This is a genomic window from Micromonospora okii (assembly GCF_020884795.1).
In the GTDB taxonomy this organism is placed as follows: Bacteria; Actinomycetota; Actinomycetes; order Mycobacteriales; family Micromonosporaceae; genus Micromonospora; species Micromonospora okii.
The window spans coordinates 46,838-62,558 of record NZ_BBZF01000030.1 but is presented as its reverse complement, the minus strand read 5'-3'; the positions used below and the strand labels follow the sequence as shown (position 1 = coordinate 62,558).

At 75.3% G+C, this 15,721-nt stretch carries 17 protein-coding genes; 6 read left to right on the top strand and 11 right to left on the bottom strand.

The window, feature by feature from the left end; all coding sequences use genetic code 11:
* Positions 1-78: 78 nt before the first annotated feature.
* On the top strand, positions 79-1,458 hold the full coding sequence (locus LPU43_RS27415) for a hypothetical protein (protein WP_229403441.1): 1,380 nt from the start codon (positions 79-81) through the stop codon (positions 1,456-1,458).
* A gap of 42 nt (positions 1,459-1,500) precedes the next feature.
* On the opposite strand, the gene LPU43_RS27410 is transcribed toward LPU43_RS27415, so the two are convergent.
* The 3 genes from LPU43_RS27410 to LPU43_RS27400 all read right to left on the bottom strand — a co-directional run bounded on the left by LPU43_RS27410 (position 1,501) and on the right by LPU43_RS27400 (position 4,046).
* Positions 1,501-2,700, bottom strand: coding sequence for an RtcB family protein (locus LPU43_RS27410; RefSeq protein ID WP_229403440.1), 1,200 nt, complete (start codon positions 2,698-2,700; stop codon positions 1,501-1,503).
* A gap of 117 nt (positions 2,701-2,817) precedes the next feature.
* Complete coding sequence (locus LPU43_RS27405) at positions 2,818-3,567, bottom strand: SAM-dependent methyltransferase (RefSeq protein ID WP_229403439.1); 750 nt, start codon at positions 3,565-3,567, stop codon at positions 2,818-2,820.
* 107 nt (positions 3,568-3,674) lie between these two features.
* Positions 3,675-4,046 (bottom strand): hypothetical protein, encoded by a 372-nt coding sequence (locus LPU43_RS27400; protein ID WP_229403438.1) that lies wholly within the window; start codon positions 4,044-4,046, stop codon positions 3,675-3,677.
* Positions 4,047-4,196: 150 nt separating this feature from the next.
* On the opposite strand from LPU43_RS27400, the gene LPU43_RS27395 reads away from it, so the two are divergent.
* Positions 4,197-4,988: an alpha/beta hydrolase gene (locus LPU43_RS27395; protein ID WP_229403437.1), complete on the top strand. Its 792-nt coding sequence runs from the start codon at positions 4,197-4,199 to the stop codon at positions 4,986-4,988.
* Positions 4,989-5,027: 39 nt separating this feature from the next.
* Here LPU43_RS27395 and LPU43_RS27390 read toward each other — a convergent pair whose 3' ends face one another.
* From LPU43_RS27390 to LPU43_RS27375, 4 genes are all read right to left on the bottom strand, one after another.
* Complete coding sequence (locus LPU43_RS27390) at positions 5,028-5,954, bottom strand: M15 family metallopeptidase (protein WP_229403436.1); 927 nt, start codon at positions 5,952-5,954, stop codon at positions 5,028-5,030.
* A 46-nt stretch (positions 5,955-6,000) separates the two neighbouring features.
* On the bottom strand, positions 6,001-6,798 hold the full coding sequence (locus LPU43_RS27385; RefSeq protein ID WP_229403435.1) for a peptidylprolyl isomerase: 798 nt from the start codon (positions 6,796-6,798) through the stop codon (positions 6,001-6,003).
* A gap of 161 nt (positions 6,799-6,959) precedes the next feature.
* Positions 6,960-8,240, bottom strand: coding sequence for a D-alanyl-D-alanine carboxypeptidase family protein (locus LPU43_RS27380; RefSeq protein WP_229403434.1), 1,281 nt, complete (start codon positions 8,238-8,240; stop codon positions 6,960-6,962).
* A 10-nt stretch (positions 8,241-8,250) separates the two neighbouring features.
* Complete coding sequence (locus LPU43_RS27375) at positions 8,251-9,018, bottom strand: MerR family transcriptional regulator (RefSeq protein ID WP_229403433.1); 768 nt, start codon at positions 9,016-9,018, stop codon at positions 8,251-8,253.
* A 178-nt stretch (positions 9,019-9,196) separates the two neighbouring features.
* On the opposite strand from LPU43_RS27375, the gene LPU43_RS27370 reads away from it, so the two are divergent.
* Positions 9,197-11,470, top strand: a complete 2,274-nt coding sequence (locus tag LPU43_RS27370) for an ATP-binding cassette domain-containing protein (protein WP_229403432.1) — start codon at positions 9,197-9,199, stop codon at positions 11,468-11,470.
* Positions 11,471-11,534: 64 nt separating this feature from the next.
* Here the strand turns inward: LPU43_RS27370 and LPU43_RS27365 are convergent, their stop codons facing one another.
* Complete coding sequence (locus LPU43_RS27365) at positions 11,535-11,951, bottom strand: protein-tyrosine phosphatase family protein (RefSeq protein ID WP_229403431.1); 417 nt, start codon at positions 11,949-11,951, stop codon at positions 11,535-11,537.
* A 154-nt stretch (positions 11,952-12,105) separates the two neighbouring features.
* On the opposite strand from LPU43_RS27365, the gene LPU43_RS27360 reads away from it, so the two are divergent.
* On the top strand, positions 12,106-12,468 hold the full coding sequence (locus tag LPU43_RS27360) for a hypothetical protein (protein ID WP_229403430.1): 363 nt from the start codon (positions 12,106-12,108) through the stop codon (positions 12,466-12,468).
* On the top strand, positions 12,465-13,127 hold the full coding sequence (locus tag LPU43_RS27355) for a nucleotidyl transferase AbiEii/AbiGii toxin family protein (RefSeq protein WP_229403429.1): 663 nt from the start codon (positions 12,465-12,467) through the stop codon (positions 13,125-13,127). The genes LPU43_RS27360 and LPU43_RS27355 overlap by 4 nt, the downstream gene beginning before the upstream one ends.
* Before the next feature lie 118 nt (positions 13,128-13,245).
* Here the strand turns inward: LPU43_RS27355 and LPU43_RS27350 are convergent, their stop codons facing one another.
* From LPU43_RS27350 to LPU43_RS27340, 3 genes are all read right to left on the bottom strand, one after another.
* On the bottom strand, positions 13,246-13,440 hold the full coding sequence (locus tag LPU43_RS27350; RefSeq protein ID WP_229403428.1) for a hypothetical protein: 195 nt from the start codon (positions 13,438-13,440) through the stop codon (positions 13,246-13,248).
* 29 nt (positions 13,441-13,469) lie between these two features.
* Entirely contained in the window at positions 13,470-14,618 is a 1,149-nt protein-coding gene (locus LPU43_RS27345; RefSeq protein WP_229403427.1) for a geranylgeranyl reductase family protein, read from the bottom strand.
* Between the two features lie 103 nt (positions 14,619-14,721).
* A complete protein-coding gene (locus tag LPU43_RS27340) occupies positions 14,722-15,084 on the bottom strand; it encodes a nitroreductase/quinone reductase family protein (protein ID WP_229403426.1) in 363 nt (120 codons plus the stop codon).
* A 241-nt stretch (positions 15,085-15,325) separates the two neighbouring features.
* On the opposite strand from LPU43_RS27340, the gene LPU43_RS27335 reads away from it, so the two are divergent.
* Positions 15,326-15,562 (top strand): hypothetical protein, encoded by a 237-nt coding sequence (locus tag LPU43_RS27335; RefSeq protein WP_229403425.1) that lies wholly within the window; start codon positions 15,326-15,328, stop codon positions 15,560-15,562.
* The last annotated feature ends 159 nt before the right edge of the window (positions 15,563-15,721 follow it).

Here is a 15,721-nt window from a genome sequence, read left to right as displayed (position 1 = left end):
TGTTCCGGTACGCGCCGCGCGGACGACACCGACGCCCGCGCGGTGGTATCAAGGACGCACGCCTACGGAGGAGGGGCCGTGGAGAGCTTCGCCCGTCGGTTCGTCGGCAATCTCCTGATCTTCACTGCCTGCGGGGTGGCGGGGCCGGTCCTCCTCCTCGCGGGGGCCGCCGGCGTCAGCGGCGGCGAGGGCGACGTCCCGCTCGCCTTCCTCGTCGTCGGCGTGGTGTTCACCCTGGCCATCCCGGTCGCGGCCTACCTGTTCACCCGCCGGCACCACCCGGGCATCACCGGCCGCGACGGCGCGTCCGGCACGCACGGGTGGGACGACGACACCCTGGTCCTGTGGACCCCCGCCGCCCGGCTCCCGGTCCAGGGCGGCCGGCTGGCCACGGCGCAGGTGCGCGAGGCGACGCTGGTGGCGTACGGCCAGGACTGGGAGGCGACGTACCAGAGCTACGGCGAACCCGACCCCGACGAGCCCAAGCCACGCGTCCGGCTGAGGCTGTGGGTCCACCCCGACGGCGGCGAGCCGTTCGAGTCGACGGCGACGTGGCGCGTGCCGTCGCTGTGCCTGGCGGCCGTCACGTCGGGGCGGCTCGTCGCCGTCGCCCACCCCGACGTCGCCGACGGGCTCGTCGTCGACTGGCCGCGCAGCGCCCTGCTGTCGGGCGTCCGGACCTGCCGACTGGTCGACCTCGACGGTCGGCGCGTCGACCTGACCGGGCGCCCGGATCTCCTCCTGGAGCAGATGAGGGTGACGCGGGCCACGGGGCGCATCGCGCTGGACGGCGACACGATCGACCTGCGCCGCGTCGATCCGGCTGTGGCGGCGCGGCTGCGGGGCCTGGTGGAGCGGGCCGCCGCCGGGCATCCGCCGCCCGAGCCGCTACCCGACGAGCGGGCCCGCTGGCTGGTCGACCGCCTGCCCGGCCCGAGGGCGGCCTTCGGCAGCGTGGATCGTCGCTGGGCGCGCCACGGTGGGCAGCTCGTCCCAGGCCGGTTGCTGGAGCTGCGGGGCACGGACACCTTCCAGTACGACGGGCCGGTGCTGGAGACCGTCCTGCGGGTCCTCCCCGAGGACGGCGCTCCGTTCGACGCCGCCAAGAGGTTGACGGTGCCGATGAACTATCTCGCGTTGCTGCACCGCACGAAGCAGCTCGTCGTGCAGGTGGGCGCCGACCGCCGGTCGTACGAGGTCGACTGGGCGCGCACGAACCTCGCCGCCGGGGTCGCCCCCGCCGTCGTGATCGACCCCGACGGGCGGCGGTTCGACCTGACCGGCCGGTTCGCCTGCCTGCTGGCGGTCATGCGGCTGCTCGTGGCCCATCAGGTCGGCGTCTCCGGCAACGTCCTCGACCTGCGTCACCGCCGCCTCTCGGGGGTGGCGGCGCGGGTCGTGGCCGTCTGTCGCGCCCACCCCGACCAGGATTCGAACCTGGACTCTCCGATCTCGTAGACCGGGGCGGGCGGCCGGCGTCGTGGCGCCGGCCGCCCGCGCTCAGCCCTTCACGCAGACCACCTGCTTGAGGTGGGCGACCACCTCGACCAGGTCCTCCTGCTGGGCCATCACCTGCGTGATGTCCTTGTACGCGGCCGGGATCTCGTCGACCACCCCGGCGTCCTTGCGGCACTCCACCCCGGCGGTCTGCCGGGCGAGGTCCTCCGTGCTGTACGTCCGCTTCGCCTGCCCGCGCGACATGCGCCGCCCGGCCCCGTGCGACGCCGAGCAGTACGCGTCCGGGTTGCCCCTGCCGCGCACGACGTAGGAGCCGGTGCCCATCGAGCCGGGGATGATGCCGAGGTCCCCCGCGCCCGCCCGGATCGCGCCCTTGCGGGTGACCAGCACGTCCACCCCGTCGTATGTCTCCTCCGCCACGTAGTTGTGGTGGCAGCTGATCGGCTCGTCGAAGGCGACGTGCGGGAACTCGTCGCGGACCACGCCGCAGAGCAGGGCCAGCATGACCGCCCGGTTGCGGCGGGCGTACTCCTGCGCCCACCACAGGTCCCGCCGGTACGCCTCCATCTCCGGCGTGCCGGCGAGGAAGACCGCGAGGTCCCGGTCGGGCAGGTCGGCGTTGTGCGGCAGCCGCCGCGCGACGCCGATGTGCCGCTCCGCCAGCTCCTTGCCGATGTTGCGCGACCCGGAGTGCAGCATCAGCCAGACCCGGCCGGCGTCGGGGCCGTCCTGCTCCAGGCAGACCTCGATGAAGTGGTTGCCGCCGCCGAGGGTGCCCATCTGCTGCTGGGCCCGGGTCTCGAGCTGGGCCACCCGCCTGTCCAGGGTGCCGAACCGGTCCCAGAAGTCGGCCCAGCCGCGCTGCTCCAGGCCCCGCACCCGGCGCGGGTCGATCGGGTCGGCGCGCTTGGCGAAGCCGACCGGGATCGCCGCCTCGATCGCGGAGCGCAGCCCGGCGAGGTCGTCGGGCAGGTCGGCCGCGGTGAGCGAGGTGCGCACCGCCGACATGCCGCAGCCGATGTCCACGCCGACGGCCGCCGGGGAGACCGCCTGCCGCATCGCGATGACGGAGCCGACTGTGGCGCCCTTTCCGAAGTGGACGTCGGGCATGACGGCGACGCCCTCGACCCACGGCAGCGCGCCGATGTTGCGCAACTGCTGGGCGGCCTGCGGCTCGATGGCGTACGGGTCGGTCCAGACCCGGACGGGCGCCCGGGTGCCCGGGAGCGGGGTGAAGGCCATCGTGGTTCTCCTCGTTCGTCTTTCGTCTTTCGTCTTTCGTCTGTCGCGGCGGTGGCCGGCCTCGACCCCGGCTCGGCGCGGTGGCGCGGGGGCCGCCCGGCCCGGCATACGACCCGGTCAGCGGCCGAGCACCAGGTAGGCGAGCCCGAGGACGCCCCGGTAGACGCCGACGTACTCGCGCAGCCGGGCGTCGAGTTCCTCCCGCACCTCGCCGGCCCGGGGATGGTCCGGGTGGGCCAGCAGCCACTCCTGCCGACCGGCCCGCCACGTGGACTCGAAGTCGTCCCATTCGCGCTGCTCGGTGGTGGTGAGGGAGAGGACCCGCCAGCCCGAGGCCCGCACCTGCTCGACGAGGCCCGCCAGGTCGAGGACGCCGGTGCCGAAGACGCGGACGGCCTCGGGGGTGGGCGGACGCTCCCAGTACCCCTCGCCGAGGAGCAGGCGTCCGCCCGGCCGGACGAGCCCGGCGAGCGCGTCGAGGGCCGCGCCGGTGCCGCCGAGGGCGTGCGACGCGCCGAGGCACAGGACCCGGTCGGCCGGCTCCGACCAGGTGGCCGCCGCGCCCTCGACGAAGGTCACCCGCTGGTCGAGGCCCCGTTCGGCGGCGAGCCTGCGGCCCCGCGCCAGGGCGTCGGCGTCGGTGTCGACGCCGACGCCGGTCGTGGGGTCCACCGGGGAGGTGGTGGAGGTGCCGCCGGCGACCGCCCGCAGGAGCAGCTCGCCCCAGCCGCAACCGAGGTCCAGCACCCGGGCGCCCGCCGGGACGGCGAGCCGGTCGAGGAGCAGGTCGGCGTGCTCCTGGGACAGTGGGGTGTTCCACCGCATCCGGGCGTACCGCACGGCGTCAGGATCATCGGTCGGCAGCATCGCCCGAGTGTGCCGGGCCGGGGGGCGCCCCGCACCCCGTTTTCCGCTCCGGGGTGGAGGGTCGGTCACGCTCCGCGGTGGAGGGTCAGTCGCGCTCCGGGGTGAGGTCAGTTGCCCTTGACGGTGAGGAAGGCGAAGCGGGCCGCCAGCTCCTCCAGCGGCGCGCCGCCGCGCCAGGCGTCCGCCACCTGCGCGACGGGCAGCAGGTCGCAGGCGTCGCCGTGGGCCACGACCCGCCCGTCCCCGGCAAGGTTGATCATGAAGTAGCGGGCGTCCGAGCCGAGTCGCACGTGGACGGCGCCCCGGTCGCAGGCCATCTCGGCCTGCGTGTACCGGGCGCGGGCGCCCTCGGGCACGCTCAGCCGGCCCACGTCGAGCTGGTTGCGGGCCGCCGTCGCCGCCAACGCGGAGGCGAGCCCGCCCTGCTCGACCAGGTCCGGGTAGAGGCGCACACCCAACGCCGTCGACACGTCGCTCATCACTGACCCCACTTCCTCGTGACGGATGCAGCAGCGCGGACGTTACCGCCTCGTTAACGACGGATCTAGCCTCGTGGACCTCCGAGGGGCGATTTCGCCGCCGCCGATCCCGGCGCGACGGCCGCCGCCGACGTCGTACCATCCAAGCCCATGGCGATGATCCGCTGCGACTTCCACTCCGAGACGCTGGGCATGGGCACGTCGATGACCGTGCTGCTGCCGGACCCCGGCGGTTCCGGCATCGGCCTGGCCGGCAGCGCGCCGGCCGGCGACCCGCCCGTGCTCTACCTGCTGCACGGCCTCTCCGACGACGCCACCGTCTGGACCCGGCGCACCTCGTTGGAGCGGTACGTCGCGCCGCTCGGGCTGGCCGTGGTGATGCCGCAGGTCGGGCGGAGCTTCTACACCGACGAGGAGCACGGCAACCGGTACTGGACGTTCCTCAGCGTCGAGCTGCCCGCGCTCTGCCGGTCGTTCTTCCGGCTCTCCGACCGCCGCGAGGACACCTTCGTCGCCGGGCTGTCGATGGGCGGGTACGGCGCGGTGAAGTGGGCGCTGCGCGAGCCCGGCCGGTTCGCGGCGGCGGCCAGCCTCTCCGGGGCGCTCGACGTCGCCCGCCGGCGCGACGACCCGGTCAGGCCGCTCGACCGCAACGTGTCGCACACCGTCTTCGGCGACCGCGACGTGGTCGGCAGCGACGACGACACGGTGGCGCTGGTGGGGCGGGCCGGCGACGACCTGCCCGCCCTCTACGTCGCCTGCGGCACGGAGGACTTCCTGTACGACGACAACACCCGGTTCGTGGAGGCCGCGCGGCGGCGCGGCGTGCCGCTGACCGTGGACTTCTCCCCCGGCGACCACGACTGGGCGTACTGGGACGCGAAGATCCAGGACGTACTGGCCTGGCTCCCCCTGCGCGCCCACGGGGAGCGGGGCGCGTAGGTCAGGCGCCGATCGCGATCGTGGCGACGGCCCCGGGCCTCACCGCGACGAGCGGGCCACCGGGAAGTCGAAGTACGTGTCGGGGTACGGCTCGTCGACGTACCGGTAGTGCCACCACTCCTCGGGGTAGTTGGCGAAGCCGCCGGCGGTCATCAGCCGTTCCAGCAACTCCCGGTTGTCCCGCGCGACGCCGGTGACGCGGCTGTCCGCCGTGTGGGCGCGCGGGTCGAAGCAGTCGAAGCCGGTGCCCATGTCGACGCCGTTGTCCGGGAATCGTTCGTCCACCGGGGCGGTGCAGGGCACCAGGCGTTCGCCCGGGGCGTAGGGGCGCTGGCTGGGCGGCGGCTCGGCGACGAGGGTCAGGTCGACGGTGCTGCCCCGGCTGTGCGCGGTGGGAGCACCGAGGTATCCCTCGTCGAACAGCCGGGACTTGGCCACGGCGGGGTAGAACTCCGCCTTCATCCCCTCCTCCCCGGGGCGCTTCGCCCAGGCCACGAAGTCGTCCACGGCGGGCTGGGGGCGGTAGCAGTCGTACACCTTGAGACGGTGGCCGGTGGCGCGGGCCGCCTCCTGCACGCGGCGCAGCGCCTCGGCGGCGGGCCGGGTGAGCAGGCACAACGGCTGCTGGTAGCCGGCGATCGGCCGGCCGACGAAGTTGTGCGCGGTGGCGTACCGGATGTCGGTGACGATCGTCGGATCCACGTCCGCGACGTCGACGAACCCGGCCGGGGCCCGCGACCGCCCGGGCGGCGGGGCGGACGAGGCGGGCGGCGTCGGGGTGGCCGGGCTCGACGCCGCCGGGGTGGTCGGGGCCGGGGCCGTCGCGGGCGGCGGGGCGGAGCGGGGCGGCGGCGACGCCGGGCGCTGCGGGTCGGGGCAGGCGGCCAGCAGCGCGACGAACGACACGGCGGCGGCGAGGGCGGCGGGCCGCCCCGCCCGGCCCGCCCGCCCCCGCCGCCGTCTCACCACTCCTGTCTACCAGGCTTCGCCCCGGCGCGGCCGGGGCTCCGGCTCACCGCCCGCGCTTGGCCCGGGAGATCTCCACCGGCAGCGCGGGCGCGCCGTCGACCGGGGCCGGGTCCTCGGCCGTGGGCGCGATCCCGCCGGCGGCGATCCGGTCGAGCGTGGCCAGGCCGCGGGCGTCCACCTCGCCGAAGACGGTGTAGTTCGGGCGCAGCGCCGAGTCGGCGTAGACCAGGAAGAACTGGCTGCCGTTGGTGTCCGGGCCGGCGTTGGCCATCGCCAGCACGCCCCGGGCGTAGAGCCTGCGCACGCCCGTGGGGTCCGTCGGCGCGGGCGGCAGGTCGGTGGGCAGCTCGTCGGCGTACCGGTAGCCCGGCCCGCCCGAGCCCGTGCCGGACGGGTCGCCGCACTGGAGCACGCTGAGCGTCGGGTACGCGGTCAGCCGGTGGCACGGCGTGCGGTCGTAGAAGCGCTGCCGGGTCAGGTGCAGGAAGCTCTGCACCGTGCACGGCGCCTGCGCGCGGTCGAGGGTCAGCCCGATCGGGCCGTGGTTGGTGCGCAGGGTGACCCGGACCGTGCCGCGCTCCGGCGTCCGCCGGGGGTCGGGCGGCAGCGGCACCGGCCGGGCGGCCGGCTCGTCGGGGGTTTCGGTGTACGCGCAGGGGCCGGGCGTCGTCCGGGGCGGCGCCTCGCCCACCGGGGCCGGGGCGGCTGCGGCGGGCACGCCGCCGACGCCGGTCAGGGCGGCGGCGAGCAGCGCGGCCCCGGCGAGCCGGGACAGCGCCCGCGCCCGGTGGGAACGCGGCGGGGACGGCGGGACGGGCTGCCGGCGGGGTGACCTCGACACGTGGCGTCCTCCTGGATCACGACTGACAGAAAGGCCGCAGTCTATGGATTCGGCGCTCCTCTGTCGACGGCGACACGCCCGCGCCGCCCCGGCCGGGCACCGCCCAGTCGGATGGGCGGGGCGCTCCGGGCGGGATCAGGCGGGCCGGGCACCGCCCAGGGTCAGGCGCGTCGGCGGCGACGGCGCAGCAGGAGCGCCAGCAGGCCGACCGCGCCCACGGCGGTGACCGCCGCCGCGACGAGCGGCCAGGGCGCGGCCCGGCCCGTCGGGTCGGCACGGCGGGCGGCCCCCGCGCCGGCCCCGGGCGCGGCGACCGGCCCGGCCGACGCCGCCGGCGCGCCGCTCGTGGCCGTCCGCCCCGGCGTGGGGATCGCGGTCGTCCCCGGTACGCCGCTCGCGGTCGCCTCCCCCGGCGCGACGAGGCGGCCCACCGAGGCGTCCCGGGGCAGCGAGAAGCCCCAGTCCAGCAGGGCGGCGCCCTGTTCCCAGCCGCGCATCGGCCGGGGCTCCGCGCCGAGCAGGGTGACCACGAGCCGGCGACCGTCGCGCTGCGCCGCCCCGACGTAGGTGTGCCGGGCGTAGTCGGTGAAGCCGGTCTTGCCGCCGAGCGCGCCCGGGTAGCGGTAGACGAGCTGGTTCTCGTTCTGGATCTGGAAGCCCTTGCGGCGCAGCGCCGGCTGGTCGGGAATCCGCGTGGCCTCGGTCAGCGCGTACCGGCGGAACGTCGGGTCGGCGAAGCAGACCCGGGCGATCAGCGCCAGGTCGTACGCGCTGGTGAACTGGCCGGGGGCGTCGAGCCCGGACGGGGTGACCGCGTGGGTCTGGAGCGCGCCGAGGCGGCGGGCCTCGGCGTTCATCGCCCGCACCCCGCCGGTCGCGCCGTCGGGGCCGCCGACGAGGCGGGCCAGCACGTTGGCCGCCTCGTTGCCGGACTGGAGCAGCAGCCCCAGGAAGACCGTCTCGACGGTGTACCGGCCGCCCTCCAGCAGGCCCACGGCCGAGCTGCCGGGGGCGATGTCCAGGTCCTCGCGCGTCACCGTCACCGACTGCCCCGGGTCCAGCCTCGGCAGGGCGGTCGCGGTCAGCAGGAGCTTCTGCACGCTGGCCGGGGTGGCGTACTCGTGCGGGCCGCAGCCGGCGAGCACCGCGCCGGTGTCCAGGTCGGCCACCAGCCAGGAGGTGGCGGTGACCGCCGGCGGGGCAGCCGCGCCCACCGGCGCGACGAGCCCGGCGGTGGCCAGCGCCTCGCCGCCCACGGTCTGCTGGCTCGGCACCGACGGCGGGGGTGTGGGTCGCGGCGAGCGGGTCACCTTCGGCGCCTGGGCCTTGGGGCAGGGCACCGCCGTCGCGGCGCGGCCGGCCGGGGCGGCGGTGACCGGAACGGCCGTCCCCGCGCCGAGGAGGACGACGGCGGCGACGGCGGCCGGCACCAGGGCTCTCATGCCCAGCACCCTAGCCGTCGGTGTTCCCGGGCCGGGGCACCGGCCGACCGGGCGCGGGGGCGGTCCGGGTCGCGAGGTAGTCGTACAGCGCCGCCGAGGCGCGCAGCCGGCGCAGGCTGCGCCGGTGCAGGTCCTGCTCGCGCCGGGCCAGCTCGGCGCGGACCCGTTGCGGGCTGCCGGTGGCGCGCAGCTCGTCGAGCACCGCCCGGACGATCGGGAACGGGTAACCGCCCCGGCGCAGCAGGGCGACCACCTGCGCGGCCCGCAGCTCCGCCCCGTCGTACACCCGGTAGTTCGTGCCCGGCTCGCGGGCCGGGCGCAGCAGCCCCCGGGCCTCCCACACGCGCAGCTGCGAGGTGCGGACGCCGACGAGCGCGGCCACGCCACCGATTCGCGCGTCGCGCCGCCGGGTCGACCCGGACGGCGCCGGGGCGGCGAGCACCGTGTCGAACGCGCCGACCACCCGGCCGATCTCGGCGCGCTCCCGGTCCAGCTCGGCGTGGCCGGCGTCGACCGCGGCGAGCGCCGCCGCCGGGTCGTCCCGGTGCACCGCCGCCATCACCTCCCGGGTGCGCGCCCAGCCGTGCCCCTCGGCCATCAGGCGCGCCACGGCCAGGGCCCGGGCGTGCTCGGCGGTGAAGACCCGGTACCCGGCGGGAGTGCGCGTGACCGGCGGTAGCACCCCCCAGTCCACGTAGTTGCGGACCTGCTGCACGGAGATGCCCACCGTCGCCGCGAGGTCGACCGCCCGCAGCCGCCCCTGCCGACCCGTCGTCACGGCAGCACCGTACCGCTTCCGCGCCGTTTGAGACTTTGCGGCCTTTCCGGGCGGGCTTTGAGCGCTGGGCGTCGGTTCAACCCACCAGTAGGGACGGAATGAGACAATTGAACCGGCCAGCCGTCCAGGCCGCCGACCGGGCGGGGCCTCCCCGCCACCTATCGCACGAAGGGTCCGCATGCAGCAGCCAGCACGCCACATCGCCGACAGCCACGACATGATCGAGGTACGCGGCGCCCGGGAGAACAACCTCGCGTCCGTCTCGGTGGACATACCCAAGCGGCGGCTCACCGTCTTCACCGGCGTCTCCGGCTCCGGAAAGTCCTCGCTCGTCTTCGGCACCATCGCCGCCGAGTCGCAGCGGATGATCAACGAGACGTACAGCGCCTTCCTCCAGTCGTTCATGCCCAGCCTGTCCCGGCCGGACGTCGACTCGCTGCGCAACCTCAGCGCGGCCATCGTCGTGGACCAGGAGCGGATGGGAGCGAACTCCCGGTCCACGGTGGGCACCGCCACCGACGCGTACGCCATGCTGCGCATCGTGTTCAGCCGCCTCGGCCAGCCGCACGCCGGGTCGGCCGGCGCGTTCAGCTTCAACCTCGCCGAGGGCATGTGCCCCACCTGCGAGGGCCTCGGCCGGGTCTCCGACCTCGACGTGGGCCAACTCGTCGACGTGGAGCGGTCGCTCAACGACGGCGCGATCCTCGTGCCGAACTTCGCCGTCGACTCCTGGTACTGGCAGACCATCGTCGGCACCGGCCTGTTCGACCCCGACGTCAAGCTCCAGGACTTCAGCGCCGAGCAGTGGCAGGACCTGCTGTACAAGCCGGCCACCAAGATGAAGATCGGCACCAGCAACCTCACGTACGAGGGGCTGGTGCCCAAGGTCCGCCGGCTGTTCCTGAGCAAGGACAAGGAGCCGACGCAGGCGCACGTCAAGGCGTTCGTCGAGCGGGCGGTCACGTTCGGGACCTGCGCCGAGTGCGGCGGCGCCCGGCTCAACCAGGCCGCCCTGGCGTCCCGCGTCGCCGGGCGCAACATCGCCGACTGCTGCGCCATGCAGATCAGCGACCTGGCCGAGTTCGTCCGGGGCATCGACGACCCGTCGGTGGCCCCGCTGGTGGGCAACCTGCGTCACCTGCTGGACTCGCTCGTCGAGATCGGCCTCGGATACCTCAGCCTCGACCGCGAGTCGGGCACCCTCTCCGGCGGCGAGGCGCAGCGGGTCAAGATGGTCCGGCACCTCGGCTCCAGCCTCACCGACGTCACGTACGTCTTCGACGAGCCGACCGTCGGGCTGCACCCGCACGACATCGCCCGGATGAACGACCTGCTGCTGCGGCTGCGGGACAAGGGCAACACGGTCCTCGTGGTGGAGCACAAGCCGGAGACAATCGTGATCGCCGACCACGTGGTCGACCTCGGGCCGGGCGCCGGCCCGTCTGGCGGCAAAGTCTGCTACACCGGCGACGTCGCCGGGCTGCGCCGCTCCGACTCCCTGACCGGCCGGCACCTCGATCACCGGACGCGGCTGCGCGAGCGGGTCCGCACGCCCACCGGGCACCTGCCCATCCGCAACGCCGACCTGCACAACCTGCGCGACGTCGACGTCGACGTGCCGCTCGGCGTGCTCACCGTGGTCACCGGCGTGGCCGGCTCGGGCAAGAGTTCCCTGATCCAGGGCTCGCTCCCCCGCCGCGAGGGGGTGGTGATCGTCGACCAGTCACCGATCCGGGGCTCGCGGCGCAGCAACCCGGCGACGTACACGGGTCTGCTCGACCCGGTCCGGTCCGCCTTCGCCAAGGCCAACAAGGTCAAGCCGGCCCTGTTCAGCGCCAACTCCGAGGGCGCCTGCCCGACCTGCAAGGGCATCGGGGTGGTCTACACCGACCTGGCGATGATGGCCGGGGTCGCCACGGTGTGCGAGGAGTGCGAGGGTCGCCGCTTCACCCCCGAGGTGCTCGCCTACACGCTGCGGGGCAGGAACATCAGCGAGGTCCTCGCGATGTCGGTGACCGAGGCACGGGACTTCTTCCCCAGCGGCCCAGCCCGGAAGGTGCTCGACCGCCTGGCCGACGTGGGCCTGAGCTACCTCAGCCTCGGCCAGCCGCTGACCACGCTCTCGGGTGGCGAGCGGCAGCGGCTCAAGCTCGCCATCCACATGGGCGAGAAGGCGCACACCTACGTGCTGGACGAGCCCACGACCGGCCTGCACCTGGCCGACGTGGACAAGCTGCTGGCGCTGCTGGACCGCCTGGTCGACGCGGGCAACTCCGTGGTGGTGATCGAGCACCACCAGGCGGTGATGGCGCACGCCGACTGGATCATCGACCTCGGCCCGGGAGCCGGCCACGACGGCGGCCGGATCGTCTTCACGGGCACCCCGGCGGAGCTGGTCGCGGGCGGCGACACCCTCACCGCCACCCACCTGCGCGAGTACGTCGGCCGCTGACGGGGAGCGGCACACCGGCTCCGGTGGGGTTCCCCTCCCACCGGGGCCGGCCGCCCCGGTCGTTTCAGCCGCCCACCCGGCGCACCCACCGCCGCTGCCACGGGGTCTCCACCGCGCGCGGGTGGTAGTGCTCGCGTACCCACGCGACCGCGTCGGCGGCCGGCAGCCCGTCGAGCACGGCGAGCGCGGCCAGCGCCGTGCCGGTCCGCCCGATCCCGCCCGCGCAGGCCACCTCCACCCGCTCGCCGGCGTGCGCCCGGCGCAGCGTCTCGCCCAGCGCGTCGAGGGCGTCCGCCCGGTCCAGCGGCAGCAGGAAGTCCGGCCAGCGCACGCGCCGGTACGCCCAGGCGGGCGCGGGCCCGGGCGCCAACAGCAGCGCGAAGTCGGCGGGCGAGGCGGGCTCGTCGCTGACCCGGCGGCCCCGGACCAACGCCCCACCGGGCAGGACGACCACCCCGGGGCTCCCTCTCCACTCACTCACGCCCCCAGCATAAGGAAGGGCCCCTTCTTAACGGTTCCGGTAGAGGAAGGGCCCCTTCCTCACACACGGCGCAGGGTTGGACGCAACGCCCGACGGAGGGCCGGAAGTCCTCGGCGTCCTCCGCACAGCCCCGACCAGGCGTTACCCTGACACCATGCAGGGCGTACTCGCGACCACCCCGACCGCGGTGGCCTTCCTGGCCCGCCCGGGCCGCCCCGCCGTCGTCACCCCCACCCTGGCCGAGCTGACCGGCCCGACGCGGGGCGTGGTCGAGCTGCCCGTACGCCTGATGTGGAGCTCGGACCGCACCTTCGACCTCGGCGACCCGGACGACCTGCTCTGGATGTACGAGAACGTGCTGCGCGAGACCACCCGCGCCGACGACCTGCGCGAGCTGGTCAACGGCCACCTGCTCCGCCAGGTCTGGTGCCTGCTCAACCTCCCCCGGGGCGTCCGCGAGGCGTGGGAGCACCGCCACGGGGTCCTGCGCGACGACCGGGCCCTGCCGACGGCGTGAGCGACGCCGCGCCGCCGGACGAGTTCTACCGCGAGGTCGCCCGGGTGGCCCTGTCGGTCGCCGGCCGGCACCGGTTCGTCCTCGGTGGGGGCGTCGCCTGGGCCGCGCACGGGCTGTTCTCCCGCCCGACGGAGGACGTGGACCTGTTCGCGGACGTCGAGGGGGCCGCCGCCGCGGCGGCGACGGGGGTGCGTGCGGCGCTGGAGCGCGCCGGCTTCGAGGTGACCGACGCGGACCCGGACAGCGACCTGGCGGAGCTGTTCGCCGGTTTCGACCAGGACATGAAGGACTTCGTGGTGAGCCGGGGACAGCGGCAGCTCCGGCTGAGCCTGGCCCGGCTCGACCGGCACCGCAGTCCGGTGGTGATGGACCTCGGCCCGGTGATGGACGTCCGCGACCTGGTGGCCAACAAGACGGCCGCGCTGGTGAACCGGCGGGAGGTGCGGGACTTCATCGACGTGGCGGCGGCGCTGGAACACTACTCGGTCGCGGAGCTGCTCGCCCTGGCCCGGCAGCTCGACCCGGCGCTGGACCCGGAGGACGTGGGGGCCGCCGGCCGCTACCTGGACCGGCTGCCCGACCGCCGCTTCGCCCGGTACGGGCTGGCCCCGGCGGCGGTCGCCCGGCTGCGCTCCCGCCTCGCCGCCTGGCCCCGCTGACGTCCCCGCCCGGGCCGGGCGTACGGCCCGGGCGGGTCATCAGGGGGTGCGGCACTTCGCGCCGACCCGGCGGCCGGTGCGCGGGCGTCCCGGTGGAGTTCCCGGGCGCCCGACCGGCTCAGCCGTTGCCCGGGCCGAGGCGCAGGGCCCACTGGTCCGGATTGGTCGCCGGGTCGGGCCGGTCCCGGCGGGGGTCGGTCTCGGTCGAGGCGGTGCGCTCCTCGGGGCGCACCGCCGGCGGCAGCTCGCCGAAGCGGACGTGCCGCAGGAACGCCAGTTCCTCGTCGGTGAACGGAATCTCGGACTCGCTCATGGCTCAGCCCTCCTCGGGTCCAGGATGCCTCACCGCGCGCCGACGGGGCGGGCCGCCGGGAGGCGGTCCAGCACGGCCAGCGCCGCCCGCACCGGCGCCCGGGTCAGCGTCTCCTCGAAGCTGGCCCGCCCCTGGCAGAAGCGGACGAACATCCGCCAGCCCGGCGGCGTGGCCAGCAGGGCGTGGAAGACGTCCGGTCGGCGGGAGAAGACCTCCAGCAGCCGGTACCCGGCGCGCATCGACGCACCGAGGTCCCGCTCCACCGCCCGGTGGTAGCCGTCCAGGTCGCCGTCGACGACGGCCGCCCCGGCGAGCGCCCCGGAGCGCAGCGCGTAGCTGATCCCCTCCCGGCTCCACGGCTCCAGCAGGCCGGCCGCGTCACCGGCCACCAGCACCCGGCCGTGGCGCAGGGGCGAGTCGTCGGCCCGGCACCGGGTCAGGTGCCCGGAGTCGTGCTCGGGGGTCACGCCGGACAGGCCGAGCCGGTCGACGAAGTCGCGCAGGTACTCCCGGGTCCGCTCCCCCGCGCCCCGGCCGGCGATCACCCCGACGGTCAACCGGTCGCCCTTCGGGAAGACCCACGCGTACGAGCCGGGGATCGCGCCCCAGTCCAGCAGCAGGCGGCCCCGCCAGCGGCGCTGCTGCGCCTCGGGCACCGGCAGCTCCACCTCCAGGCCGAGGTCGACCTGCCGGTAGCGGACGCCGACGTGCCGGGCGGTCACGCCGGAGGAGCCGTCCGCGCCGACCACGGTGCGCGCGTGCACCTCGTCGCCGTCGGCGAGCCGCAGGCGTACCCGGTCGGGGTCCTGCTCCACGGCGCGGACCGCGACCCGCTCGCGCAGCTCGGCCCCGGCGGCGACGGCGGCGGCGCGCAGCCGGTCGTCGAACTCGTCGCGGCGCACCATCGTCAGGACCGGCCCGGCGGCGTGCCGGCGGGTGAATTCGCGCCGGCCGTCGCGGGTGAACGTCACCCGGTCCACCCGGTCGCGCGCGGGCACGTCGACGCGGCCGGCGACCGCCGCGAGGGACGTGCCGATCAAGCCGCCGCCGCAGGTCTTGTACCGGGGGTGCGCCGCGCGCTCGACGACCAGGGTGCGCAGCCCGGCGGTGGCGGCGACGTGGGCGGCGGTGAGCCCGGCGGGGCCGCCACCGACGACGACGAGGTCCCAGTCGATCACCGTTGCAGCCTAGTACGGCCGCCGCCGTCCGAGCTCCCGCCGCTCGCCGGCGGAGGTCGGGCGGTCGCCCGGGGCGGAGCGGGGCAGCCCGGAGGTCTCCGGCTCATTCCGAGGGTGATCGCTGGGGTGGGGGGAGTAGTTCGACCTCGACCCGCACCCTTTCCCCCTGCCTGAGCGCGACGGCGTGCCCGGCTCGGTCGATCCCGTCGATCCGCACCGCGATCGGCCCCCCGTCCTTCGTGAAATTGCGCCACCAGCTCTTCTGGTCCGGGAGCATGACGTCGATGCTGACGCGGTCCCCGGCGCGCCGGTACGCCACAGGAATCGAGAAGCTCCGACCGGACCGGCGCCCCGTGTAGGTGACGACGGTCATCCGGTTCCCGGTCAGTCGAGTGAAGGCGGGCGACGACACCAGCGGAAGCGCGATGCGGTTGATCACTCTTGCCGCTTTCTGCAGCAACGTCACGGATTGACTCCTCGATCAGGGAAGCCGGCCCCTTGCGGCAGGTCGACACGTCTGCCGTCTCGCGGCGAGGCGGAACTGCGCCCGACGGTAGGTGGCCCGGTCAACGGGGTGCGCAGCCCGCCGACCGACGGGGCGGCGCATCCGGCACCCGGCGGTCCGGCGGCATCAACGCCGGGCCGGCGGGTAACCGCGCCTCGCAGCTCCGCCCGCATCCGGGGGCGGTCACGCCGAGGAGGAAGTCATGCAGCAGGTGCGTCTGTCGGACACCGAGGAGCGGGTGTACCGGGCGGTGGCGGCGCTGGAGGCCCGTGGGCAGGTCCCCTACCCCGACATGATCGCGCAGGAGTCGGGGCTCAGCGAGGAGGAGATCCACGACCCGCTGCGCATGTTGACCGAGAAGAAACTCCTGCACCGGGAGGACTCGCCGATGGCGGGGCTGGACTTCGGCCCGCGCTGGTGCGCCCGCCAGATGGCGTGAGCCGTACCCGGTCACGGTTTGCCCCTCGGGGGCCGGGGTAGCGCCACGGGAATGCGTGATCCGCTGACGACGGGGGGCACCACCATGAGCGCCGGCCAGCCGACGGACGAGACCGCCGGGACGGACGAGCGGCGGCGCTGGCAGGCCCTCGGGGTGGGG